11 protein-coding genes are annotated in these 11,697 nt (G+C 69.2%); 1 reads left to right on the top strand and 10 read right to left on the bottom strand.

All coding sequences use genetic code 11. The features are described from left to right. From ALI22I_RS18305 to ALI22I_RS18265, 10 genes are all read right to left on the bottom strand, one after another. Positions 1 to 689 (bottom strand): NmrA family NAD(P)-binding protein (locus ALI22I_RS18305; RefSeq protein WP_077006738.1); only part of this gene is annotated, 689 nt, incomplete at its 3' end. Positions 690 to 1,091: 402 nt separating this feature from the next. Then, a complete protein-coding gene (locus ALI22I_RS18300) occupies positions 1,092 to 2,339 on the bottom strand; it encodes a hypothetical protein (RefSeq protein WP_143532276.1) in 1,248 nt (415 codons plus the stop codon). After that, complete coding sequence (locus ALI22I_RS18295) at positions 2,336 to 2,842, bottom strand: SigE family RNA polymerase sigma factor (RefSeq protein ID WP_077006709.1); 507 nt, start codon at positions 2,840 to 2,842, stop codon at positions 2,336 to 2,338. The genes ALI22I_RS18300 and ALI22I_RS18295 overlap by 4 nt, the downstream gene beginning before the upstream one ends. A 149-nt stretch (positions 2,843 to 2,991) precedes the next feature. Continuing rightward, complete coding sequence (locus ALI22I_RS18290) at positions 2,992 to 4,398, bottom strand: endo-1,4-beta-xylanase (RefSeq protein ID WP_077006708.1); 1,407 nt, start codon at positions 4,396 to 4,398, stop codon at positions 2,992 to 2,994. Positions 4,399 to 4,464: 66 nt separating this feature from the next. Continuing rightward, the gene (locus tag ALI22I_RS18285; protein ID WP_238598429.1) at positions 4,465 to 4,707 is read right to left on the bottom strand and encodes a hypothetical protein; all 243 of its coding nucleotides are present in this window, start codon (positions 4,705 to 4,707) and stop codon (positions 4,465 to 4,467) included. Positions 4,708 to 4,905: 198 nt separating this feature from the next. Further along, positions 4,906 to 6,042, bottom strand: a complete 1,137-nt coding sequence (locus ALI22I_RS55135) for a glycoside hydrolase family 3 C-terminal domain-containing protein (RefSeq protein ID WP_338013500.1) — start codon at positions 6,040 to 6,042, stop codon at positions 4,906 to 4,908. Then, positions 6,006 to 7,298, bottom strand: a complete 1,293-nt coding sequence (locus tag ALI22I_RS55130) for a glycoside hydrolase family 3 protein (protein ID WP_338013499.1) — start codon at positions 7,296 to 7,298, stop codon at positions 6,006 to 6,008. The genes ALI22I_RS55135 and ALI22I_RS55130 overlap by 37 nt, the downstream gene beginning before the upstream one ends. Before the next feature lie 47 nt (positions 7,299 to 7,345). Then, positions 7,346 to 8,215, bottom strand: coding sequence for a carbohydrate ABC transporter permease (locus ALI22I_RS18275; protein WP_077006707.1), 870 nt, complete (start codon positions 8,213 to 8,215; stop codon positions 7,346 to 7,348). Then, positions 8,212 to 9,165: a carbohydrate ABC transporter permease gene (locus ALI22I_RS18270; RefSeq protein ID WP_077006706.1), complete on the bottom strand. Its 954-nt coding sequence runs from the start codon at positions 9,163 to 9,165 to the stop codon at positions 8,212 to 8,214. The genes ALI22I_RS18275 and ALI22I_RS18270 overlap by 4 nt, the downstream gene beginning before the upstream one ends. A gap of 1 nt (position 9,166) precedes the next feature. Further along, entirely contained in the window at positions 9,167 to 10,438 is a 1,272-nt protein-coding gene (locus tag ALI22I_RS18265) for an ABC transporter substrate-binding protein (protein WP_077006705.1), read from the bottom strand. 199 nt (positions 10,439 to 10,637) lie between these two features. On the opposite strand from ALI22I_RS18265, the gene ALI22I_RS18260 reads away from it, so the two are divergent. Then, on the top strand, positions 10,638 to 11,678 hold the full coding sequence (locus ALI22I_RS18260) for a LacI family DNA-binding transcriptional regulator (protein ID WP_077006704.1): 1,041 nt from the start codon (positions 10,638 to 10,640) through the stop codon (positions 11,676 to 11,678). Positions 11,679 to 11,697: the final 19 nt, after the last annotated feature.

Below are 11,697 nucleotides of genomic sequence, written 5' to 3'. Positions count from 1 at the left end.
CGATACGCCTCCTCAACGGTCTCCGGGTAGTAGCTGATCGTCCGCCCGGTGGCTTCCGACAGCAGGGCAGCCGCCTCGTGCAACGTGAACGCTTCCGGCCCGGTCAGCTCGTACGTGCACCCAACGTGCGCTTTCGGCTCGGTCAGCACCGCAGCCGCCGCGTCCGCGATGTCGTCCTGCGCCACCGCCGCCACCCGACCATCACCAGCCGGTCCACGCATGACGTCGTCGTCACCGACAAGGGCAGGCATGAAGTCGGCGTAGAGGTTGTCCCGCAGGAACGTGAACCCCATGCCACTGGCCCGAATGTGCTCTTCAGTCGCCCAGTGATCCCGCGCCAGCGTGAACGTCGCCTCCGGCCCCGCACCCGCGAACGAGGTGTAAACCAGGTGCCCAACCCCCGCAGCCGCCGCCGCGTCCACGAACGCCCGGTGCTGATCAACCCGGTCCCGTGATTCCGAGGCAGACACCATCAACACGGTCGGCACGCCGTCAAGCGCCTCCCGAACCGCGTCGAAGTCCGTAAAACTCCCCTTCGCCGTAGTCGCCCCCGGCAACTCCGGCGCACGGGCCGGATCACGGACCAGCAGCAACTGCCCAATCCCAGCATCGGCAAGCCGACGGGCAACCCGCCCACCAAGCTGTCCGGTAGCACCAGTCACAGCGATCAACGGCCGAGTGCTCGACATACGGCGTTCCCTCTCGATGGTCTTGAGACCCCACCCTAGGTACGCCCCAGAACGCGGAAGAACCGGCCCGCTCCGTGAGGTCGACAGCCCGCGCAGCCACGCGCCGCCCGAACAGCCCAATCCGCCCGGGGCAAGGCACGTCGACGGGCACGACAGGGAGTCGGCGCACGAGGTTCGACCGTTTGCGAAAAGACCTTCAGCAAAACGACAGACTTGTTCAGACATGTGATTCTGGATAACAGCACCAGGGCATTCGACAACTGTTCGACCCTCCGACATCACCCAGCGGTAGCCCTCTGATCCACATCGGTGCGGGCGCGAAGACCCCCCTCTCCGCGCCGCACCGATGTGTTTCACCGCCCCCACAACCCCACCGACACATCCCGCCGTGCGGGACAGCCGTCACCAGTGCAGGTCAGGTAGCTCCGCGATCCGCGCCAGGTCCGCCATGGTCAGCGGTGGGGTGGGGCGGGTGGGGGTGTTTGCGGCGGTTCCGGTGTCGGCGACGTTGGAGGCGTGGATGGTGATTCGCGTGCCGTCGGCGGCCCTTGTGTTCAGGGACAGTCGGGTCAGGCCGCTTTCGGTCTCGGTGGACGTTGCCGCCTTCCGGCCGTCGGACAGGTCGATCAGTTGGCACGTCGGGTCGTTGCAGGCCACGGTGCCCTCGGCGGGCGGTTGCAAGTCGACCATCAGCCAGCCACTGCCCGCCGCGTCGGACAGGTTGACCACCGCCCGGTAGCCGCCCTGCCTGATGCGGAAGCGCAGTGCCTCGTCGGCGGGGACGTCGGGGACCGGTTCGGGCCGCAAGCCGGCGGGTAGGACGGTGGCCAGCAGCGGGCCGAGTTCGGCGGCACGGCGGGCCGACGGGTCCGCGGGAACCGTTTGGCCGCTCCACTGGACCTTCAGTTGCGGAGCGGTGGCGATGGCGAGGAGTTGATCGTCGGTGAGCACCCTGTTCGTCGAACCCAGGCGGCCGGTCTCGAAGACGCGCACGTACGTCCCGTCCGCCCGCCACACGTCGGCGCTGACCAACGTCGCTTCCGTCCCCGACGCCACCTTGATCCGCGTGGTCGACCCGTCCGGGAGCGTAGTGATCGAACACTGGGTGTCCGGCCATCGTTGCCCGCAGTCGCCGGGTGGCTGGCCGCCGATCGACCTGACGTAGACGGAGACCGAGCGGTCACCGGTGACCGTGAAATCGCCGCCCCAGCTCTCCTTCACGACGCACAACTCCAGCGGCGTCGCCTCGACCCCGGCCGGCAGCGGCAGCGTGAACTGCTTGAGCGCGTCGTTGAGCCGGCCGGACTCGGCCAGTTCGTCCGGGGTCGCGGTGCCGCGCGGCTGGTCGGGGAAGCCGCCCGTCATCGTCGGCACCACGCAGCCCGGGTGCGCCGGGGCCGTCGTCGTCGCGGTCGACGTCGGAGCCGTGGAAAGCACGCCGGGCGGTGACGGCTCCCGTCCGGTCATCCCGGCCACCAAGGCGGTCACCGCGACGACCGCGACGATGCCCGCCGCGCCCGCGGTCAGCGCGCCGAACCGCCGCCGCACCCGCCGCCTGCGCCCGTCCGCGATGACCCGCTCGAACTCCAGGCCCGAATCGGGCTCGTCCGCGAGTGCCGACCGGATCATGTCCCGCACCTCGTCACTCACGAGCCCTCCCACAGCACGGTCCGCCTGCCCGCCAGTGCCCGTCGCAGGGACCCCAATCCCTTGGACACCTGGCTCTTCACCGTTCCCTCGCTGCACCCCAGGGCCGCCGCCGTCTCCGCGACCGGCAGGTCCTCCCAGTAGCGCAGCACGACCGCAGCCCGCTGCCTCGGCGGCAACGCCGCCAGCGCACGCCGCACGTCGATCGCTTCCTCGACCCCCGTCACCGCTTCGGCCACCTCGGGCACGAATTCGACGACCGTCTCCGGCCGCCGCCCCCGCCAGCGCGACTCGTCGATGACAGCCCGCACCAGCACTTTGCGCACGTACGCGTCGACCCGCCCATCCCGGTCCAGCCGCCCCCAGTGCACGTAGACCTTGGCCAGCGCGGTCTGCGCCAGGTCCTCGGCCTTGTGCCAATCACCGCACAACAAGAAGGCGGTCCGCCGGACGACGGCCGCCCGTGCCTCGAAGTACGCCCGGAACTCGCGGTCCCGATCGTGCACGTGACACCTCCTCCACTCGGTCACCCCCAATACGCCGTCCGCACCCACCCCGTTGCCTGCAACTTTGGGTAATGAACTACTACTGTGAGTAATGAGCGCTGGCCATGAAATTGGGGGCCGGTCGTGTGACCGGCCCCCAAGGGGAGACGTCAGCTGACGGTGCAGGAGACGGTAGACGGCACGGGGTTGGACCCGGTCCACGAGCCGAGGAAGCCGAACGCCGTGCTGCCGTTGGCGCCGAGCGACCCGTTGTAGCTCGCGTTGCGCACGGTCACGTCCTGGCCGCTGGTGGTGGCCACGCCGTTCCACACGTTGCCCAGGCTCTGGCCCGAGGCGAGGGTCCACTTCACGGTCCAGCCGCTGATGGCGGTGGAGGAGTTGTTGCGCACGGTCACTTCACCTTGGAAGCCGCCGTTCCACTGCCCGGTCACCCTGTAGGTCGCGGAGCAGCCCGTGGTCCCACCACCGGTGGTGGTCGTAGTGGTGGTCGGCGTGCCGCCGAGGGCTTCGTACACCGCCCAGTAGGACGGCTTCTTGCCGAAGTTCTCGTCGTAGATCAGCGCCGCACCCTCACCGGGGAAGACCGAGGGAATCCACGAGTAGCCGTCGGAGAAGTCCCACACGGTGATGCCGACGCACCGGCTCACGGCGAGGCAGGCGTTGACCACGGTGCGGTAGTCGTTCGCCTGCTGGGCGTCCTTGGTCGCGTCACGCGGCGTCCGCATCCGGATGTCCAACTCGGTGAGCGCGACGTCCACGCCCAGGTCGGCGAAGCGCTGGATGTTCTGCCGCAACGTGCTCGGCACCTGCCCGAGGATCAGGTGGGCCTGCATGCCGACGCCGTCGATCGGGATGCCCTGCTGCTTGAACGACTTCACCAGGTTGTAGACGGCGTCGCTCTTCGCGCCGATGCCCTCGATGTTGTAGTCGTTGTAGTACAGCTTGACGTTCGGGTCGGCGGCCCGCGCGGCCTTGAACGCCTCCGCGATGTAGCTGTCGCCGATCTTCTGCTGGAACACCGACTGCCGCCGGGTGCCGTCCTCCTCGAACGCCTCGTTCACCACGTCCCAGTGCACGAGCTTGCCCTTGTAGTGACCGGCCACGTTGGCGATGTGGTTGCGCATCACGCCGAGCAGTTCACCGGCCGGCACGTCGTTGACCCAGCCGGCGAGCTGGTTGTGCCAGACCAGGGTGTGCCCGCGCACGGTCTGGTTGTGCGCTTGCGCGAAGGCGACGATCTGGTCGGCCTGGGTGTAGTCGAACTGCCCGCGGCTGGGCTCGATGTACTGCCACTTCTGCGTGTTGCCGACGGTGATCTGGTTGAACTCGCTGCCCAGGACGTTCGTGTACGGCTCGTTGGTCAGCGTCGGGTTGTCCGTCGCCGAACCGAAGTACCGGCCCTTGGCCGCGGCGAGCTGACCGAGCGTGGGCGCGGCGGCGACACTGGACGAGTCGGCGTTGGACGGTGCGGCGACCGCCATGCCGACGGTCAGCGCACCCGCGACCGCGGCGACCGCCGCCGCGTACAGGCGCGGTCGGCGTGAGGTTGGGGACATCCTTGTCTCCTTCACTTCAAGTGGTGGAACAGGGGCCGTGACGTGGAGGACCGGCGAGCCGACGAGTCACGCCGGTGCGGTGATCTCCTGGTAGTCGAACCAGTCGAACGACGCGGTGCCCTCGGTGACGTACATGCCGATCACCCGTCCGGTGAAGCCGGCCGCGACCTCGGTGGACAGGTAGCGGCCGTCGAGTTCGGCCAGTAGCACCGGCTCGTCGGCGTCCAGGGAGAAGGCCAGGACGTCCGGACCGGTCAGGGCGGTCGTGTCGTCCGCCGGGGGCGTCGAGTCACTCGCGCGGGTGGTCACGACGAGCGTCAGAAGCTGGAGCAGACCAGGTAGTAGTCGTCACCGACCCGGCACACGCTCGGATCGGGTGGAACCCGCCGATCACGGGGTTGTCGTAGGTCCGCGTGGCCACTTGGACGTCGGTGCTCGCCTGGACATCTGGGCCAGCCTGGACGTCGGGCTCGGTCCGCACTGTCGATCGCTCCTTGTTCGCCGAGGTCATGCGCCGAGGACGGCGTAGGTGGTGGTCAGCCGCCGGGTGGCATCGAGGACGAGCGAGTCGCCGATGAGCCGGACGTCGGCACGGAGCGAGATCTCGCCGACCGACGCCCCGGTGCCGAAGGTGATCCGGCCTGGCTCCACGACGCGCCGGCCGTCGACCCCGGTGAACGACAACGCGTCGGCCGGGACGTCGAACACCACCACGCGCTCCGCGCCCGGATCCAGCCCTACCCGGGCGAAGCCGATGAGCTGTGCGACCGGCCGGACGACCTGGGCGACGGGGTCGGAGGCGTAGAGCTGCACGACCTCGTCCACCTCCCAGGTGCCGGTGTTACGAACGGTGACGCGCACCTCCACCGAGCCGTCCACAGTGAACTCTTCGGTGGCCGTGGACAAAGACTCGTACCGCACGGTCCCGTAGGACAGCCCGTGCCCGAACGGGAACAGCGGCGTCGGGTCGAGCGCCGAGATGCCGTCGGTCTTCGCGCCGAGGGGCGGCTGGAGGTACGTCGACGGGTTGATGGACGGTGAACGCGGCACCTGCACGGGCAGCCGCCCGGAGGGGTTGATCCGGCCGCTCAGCACACCGGCGACGGCGGCGGCGCCCTCCACCCCGGGGAAGAACGCCTGGACCACCGCGGTGGCACGGTCGGCGTAATCGCCCAGGGCGTACGGGCGACCCGACACGACGACCAGCACGGTCGGCGTACCGGTGGCCAGGACCGCGTCGACCAGCCGTCCCTGCACGCCCGGCAGCCTCAGGTCGGCCGCGTCGCACCCCTCACCGGAGGTGCCTTCGCCGAACAGACCCGCCCGGTCGCCCACGAACAGCAGCGCTGTGTCCGACTCGGCCGCGATCCTGACAGCCTCGGCGATGCCCGAGTCGTCGTCACCGGAAACCTCACAGCCCAGCGCGTACCGGACGTCGGAGTCGGCGAACTCCGCCTCGATCCCCTGTCGGATCGTCGCGATCGGCAGGCCCATGCCGCTGCCGGGGAACCGGTGCAGCACGTGGTTGGGGAACGCGTAGCAGCCCAGCAGGGTCCTGGCGTCGTCGGCGCACGGCCCGATGACCGCGAGCCGCCCGAGGCGCGGGTTCAGCGGCAACTCGTCGTCGGTGTTGGCCAGCAGCACGATCGAGCGTTCGGCGACGGTGCGCGCGAGCCGCCGGTTGTCGGCGCTGTCCAGGTCGACGTCGGATGCCCCGGGCGGGACGAGCGGGCCGCCGTCGAGGAGCCCGAGTTCGAGCTTCTGCCACAGCACCCGCCGCACCGAGTCGTCGACCAGTGCCTCGTCCACCGCGCCGGAGCGGACGTTCTCGACCAGCTTGTCGCCGTAGCCACGCGTCTCCGGCAGCTCCACGTCGATACCCGCACGCAGCGCCACCACGCCCGCAGCGCCACCACGCCCGCGGCGCCCTCGTCCTCGGCGACCCGGTGCATCGACACCAGGAACGGCACCGACCAGTAGTCGGAGACCACGGTCCCGGTGAAACCCCATTGATCGCGCAACAGTTCCCGCAAGAACGCCGTGTCGGCGGCGACCGGCACTCCGTCGACGTCGGTGTAGGAGTTCATCACCGAACGCGCGCCGCCCTCCCGCAACGCGGTCTCGAACGGCGGGAGGATCACGTCCGCCAGCTCACGTGGCCCGATGCTCACCGGTGCGTGGTTGCGCGCGGCACGGGACGCGGCGTAGCCCGCGAAGTGCTTGAGCGTGGCGATGACGCCCGCGTTCTCCAGACCGCGCACATAAGCGGCCCCGAGCTGGCCGACCAGGTACGGGTCCTCGCCCAACGTCTCCTCGACCCGACCCCACCGGTAGTCCCGCACCACGTCGAGCACCGGGGACAGGCCCTGGTGCACGCCGACGGCCCGCAGGTCGCGCCCGATCGCACCGGCCATCTCCCGCACCAGGTCCACGTCGAACGTCGCGGCCCACGCCAGCGGCGTCGGGTACGCGGTCGCGCCGAACGTGGCGAAACCCGTCAGGCACTCCTCGTGCGCGATCGCCGGGATGCCCAGCCGGTTGCCCTCGACCACCCGCTGCTGCCACGAGCGCAGTCGCTGCACACCCTCGGCCACGCTGATCGGGCCGGTGCCGAACACGCGGGTGAGGTGCCCGACCCCACCGCGCAGCTGCTCGTCCACGTCGGCCGTGGTCGACACCGTGAAGACGTCCGGCAACGGCGCGGACTCCGCGGCCGAACCACCGCCGTCCGGGCCCGTGGTGTCGATCCACACGGAACCGAGTTGCGCGACCTTCTCCTCCAGCGTCATCGCGCTCAACAGGGCTTCGACCCGGTCGTGCAGCGGAAGTTCCCGGTCACGCCAAGGGGGCTGCTCCGGCGCGTCCGTGTCGTCCGGGGACCGGTCGGTCACTGAAGTCATGGTTTTCCTCGTTGTCGCAGATGAGGTCACAAGATGGATCGGGCGGGTCAGCCCTTGAAGGCACCGTCCAGGATGCCCGCGACCATGCGCCGTCCGACGAAGGCGAACAGCGCGACGAGCGGGATGGTGGCCAGGAACGAGCCGGACATGGCCAGGCCGAGGTCGACGTTGTAGCTGTTCTGGAGGGCTTTGATGGCGATTTGCGCGGTGTAGCGCTCCGGCGACTTGAGCACGATGAACGGCCACAGGAAGTCGTTCCACGCGGTCACGAACCCGAACAGGCCGAGCACGAACGCGGCCGGCCGCACGATCGGGAACACGATCCGCCAGAACACCTGCCACGTCCCGGCGCCGTCGATCCGCGCGGCCTGGAGGAGTTCGTCGGTGATGGTCGCGGAGATGTGCTGGCGCATCCAGAAGATGCCGAAGGCACTCGCCAGACCGGGCACGACCAACGCCTGGAGCGTGTCCACCCAGCCCAGTTCGGAAATGATCAGGTACTGCGGGATGACAGCCAGCTGCGTCGGCACCGTCATGGTGAGGACGACCACCAGGAACAGGGCGTTGCGGCCGGGGAAGCGCAGTTTGGCGAACGCGAAACCCGCGAGTGAGCACAGCAGCGCGTGGCCGACACCGATCGTCCCGGCCACGAACAGGCTGTTGGCCATCGACTGGAGGAACGGCACGGTGGTGAGCACCAGCCCCGCCAAGTGGAAGAAGTTGCCGCCGGGCACGATCTCCGGCGGCAGCTGAGTCGCCGTCGCCGTGTCCGTGGTGGCCACGACGAACATCCAGTACAGCGGGAACAGGGAAGCGACGGCGGCGGAGACGAGCAGGACGTAGCTCCACCACCGGACGCGGTCGATGCGCCGACGTCGTGGCGCCTCGGGACGGGGACTCGCGGTGGTGGTCGTCATCGTTCCGCCCGGATGCGCGTCGAGAGCAGGTAGTTGATCAGCGCGACCACGACCACCAGCACGAACAGCGCCACCCCGATCGCCGAGCCGTAGCCGAACTGGAATTGCCCGAAACCCTGCTCGTAGAGGAACAACGTCAAGGTCTGGCACTGGCGGATCGGCCCGCACGTGAGCGGCGCGCTTCGGGAGAGCAGCAGCGGTTCGGTGAAGATCTGGAGGCCGCCGATGGTGGAGGTGACGACGGTGAAGATGATGACCGGCCGCAGCGACGGGATGGTGATGTGCCGGAACTGCTTCCACCCGCTCGCGCCGTCGATCGCCGCCGCCTCGAACACGTCACGCGGGATGGCTTGCAACGACGCCAGGTACAGCAGCGTGGTGTAGCCGAACCAGCGCCACAACACCATCGTGGCGATGAGGACGTGACTGCCCCACGTGGACTGGGTGAAGTCGATCGCCTCCACCCCCACCAGCCCGAGCAGCCAGTTCAGCAGCCCGTAGTCCCGGTCGAACAGCTGCGCGAACACGATCGTCGTCGCGGCGACGGACGTGATGTACGGGACGAGCACGGACATGCGGAAGAACAACGCGAACCGCAGCCGGGCGTGGTTGAGCACGTGCGCCAGCAGCAGCGCCAGCGCGAGTTGCGGCACGGTGGACAGGAACCAGATGCTCACCGTGTTGCCGGCCGCGTTCCAGAACCGCGGGTCCTCCAGCATCCGGGTGAAGTTGTCCATCCCGATGAACGTGTGGTCGCCGATCGGGTTCCAGTCGAACAACGCCACGTAGAACGTGAACAGCAGCGGGAACAGCCCGAACACCGCGAAGATCACGAAGAACGGCGCGATGTAGGCGTACGGCGCCAGGCGCTCGCCGAGGCGGCGGAAGGGCCGTCCGGTCGGTGGTGGCGCGGGCGGAGCGGTGCGCGCCCGGCTCAGTGTCGTCGTCACGTCACTTGCCGATGGCGGTCTTGATGTTCTTCAACGCCTCGTCCCACGCCTTGGTGGGATCGCCGCCGCCCTGTTCGACGTTCGTGATGGCGTTGAGGAACTCCTGGCCGATGGTGGAGCTGTCCGGCCCAATGACGAACGGCTTGAGCCCGAGCAGCGAGGAGGTGTAGATCGTGCCGGTCGGCGCGTCGGAGAAGAACGGATCCTTGTGCCCGGCGAGCGCGGGGTCCTGGTAGACCGACGGCGTGGTGGGCAGCGAGCCGGAGTCGACGAAGTGCTCCAGCTGGCTCTGCGGCGACTGCATCTCCTTGATGTAGTTCCAGGCGGCCTGGGGGTTCTTGGCCCGCTTGGGGATGGCGAGGTAGCTGCCGCCCCAGTTCCCCGACTTGCCCGGGATCACCGCGATGTCCCACTTGCCCTTGGTGTCGGGCGCGTTGCTGCGGATGGCGTTGAGCATCCACGACGGCGCGGCTAGCGTGGCGAACTGGCCCTGCGCCATGCCCGCGCTCCAACCGTTGGAGAACGACGACTGCCCCGCCGTGATACCGGCGTCAACGGCCTTCAACGCCTGGTCGAACGCCGTCCTCACCTGGGGGCTGCTGCCGTAGACCACGCCGCCCTTGTCGTCGTAGTACTTCTGCGGTCCCTGGTTGACCGACTGGTAGAACACGCTCGTGGCCGCGTTGTCCACGAACGCCTTGCCGGTCGCCGCCTTGTACGTCTTGCCGGTCTCGATGAACGCGTCCCACGTCGGCCACAGCGCGCCGACGGCCTCGCGGTCGGTCGGCAGGCCGGCGGCGGCGAAGAGGTCCGTGCGGTAGGCGACGGCCATGCCGCCGACGTCGGTCGGGACGCCCAGGATCTCGCCGCCTTCGGCGGTGCTCTGGCTCATCACCCAGTCCAGGTAGTCGCCCTTGATGTCGTCCGCGCCCAACGTGCGCAGGTCGATGAAGTTCTGCGCCTGCTGCACGAACTTCGGCAGGTCGTCGCCCTGGATGAGGACCAGGTCCGGGACCTTGCCGCCGGCCAGCGCGGTGGTCAGCGACTGGGCCGTCTCGACCGAGGTGCCCACCTCGGTCAGCTTGACCTCGATGTCGGGGTGCTTGGCCTTGTACGCGTCGACGGACGCCTTCTGGTTGATGCCGGTGAAGGACCAGAACTCGAACGACTTGCCGTCGCCCGTGCCGGCCGCGTCACCCCCGGAGCCGGGGGAACAGCCGGCCAGGACGAGGGCCGCGGCGAGGGCGACCGGCACGGCGGTGCGGAGTTTCACGGCGGGTCTCCAAAGTGGGTTCAGGGACACGGGGGCGCGATCTCCGGCCGGATGGTCGCTCACTGAAACTTTCGAACTAAGTTCCGATCCTTACTGGCGCGACAGTAAGCGGGGTCACACCCCTCGTCAAGACACCCGAAGGCAACGCGTCCGAAACCTTCGGAGCCAGCAGCACAACACGGCGTTAGACTCTCGGGCCATGACCTCCACCCGGGAACCGGCGTTCGGCGCAGCCGACGGCGAAGGCGGCGCCACGATCGCCCAGATCGCCGAACTGGCCGGGGTGTCCGTCGCGACCGTGTCCAAGGTCGTGAACGGTCGTTCGGAAGTCGCCGTCGAGACCCGCGCCATGGTGGAAACCGTGATCCGCGAGCACGGGTACCGGCGGCAGAAGAAGATCAACCGCGCCGCGCTGATCGAACTCGTCGTGCACGAGTTGGAGGGCGCGTACGCGATGGAGGTCATCAAGGGCGTGGACCGGGTGGCCAGCGAGCACCACCTGGCCCTCGTGCTCACCGAGTTGCACGGTCGGCACACGCCCGGCCGGACCTGGATCGAGGGTGTGCTCGCCCGTCGGCCGACCGGCGTGATCACGGTGTTCTCCGGGCCCACGCCCGAGCAGTGCGACCAGCTCAACAGCCGCGGCATCCCGTTCGTGCTGGTAGACCCCACCGGCGAGCCGGGGCACGAGTTCCCGTCGGTGGGCACCAGCAACTGGAGCGGCGGCCTGTCCGCCACCCGGCACCTGCTCGACCTGGGGCACCGCCGGATCGCCGTGATCACCGGGCCGCCGCACGCGCTGTCCAGCCGGGCCCGACTCGACGGCTACCGCACAGCGCTGGACACGACGGGCGTGCCGGTGGACCCGGAACTGGTCCGCCGGGGCGACTTCAACATCGCCGACGGCCTGACGCACACCCGTGACCTGCTACGACTGGCCGATCCGCCGACCGCCGTGTTCGCGTTCAACGACTCGATGGCGCTGGGCGTCTACCAGGCCGCGCACGAGGCGGGGCTGCGCATCCCGGCCGATCTGAGCGTGGTCGGTTTCGACGACCTGCCGCCCGCCCAGTGGGCCATCCCGGCCCTGACCACGGTCCGCCAGCCGTTGCGCGACATGGCCGCCGCCGCCACCGACATCGTGGTGGCCATCGCGAACGGCGAACCGCCCGCCCAACAACGCCTGGTCCTGGCCACCGAACTGGTGGTCCGCGCGAGCACCGCCCGCCCACGCTCCTGAGGGGCCTTGGACGCTCCGA

This window comes from Saccharothrix sp. ALI-22-I, from assembly GCF_001984175.1.
Classification (GTDB): domain Bacteria; phylum Actinomycetota; class Actinomycetes; order Mycobacteriales; family Pseudonocardiaceae; genus Actinosynnema.
The sequence above is the reverse complement of the archived record's forward strand: the minus strand, read 5'-3'. Positions and strand labels throughout refer to the sequence as shown.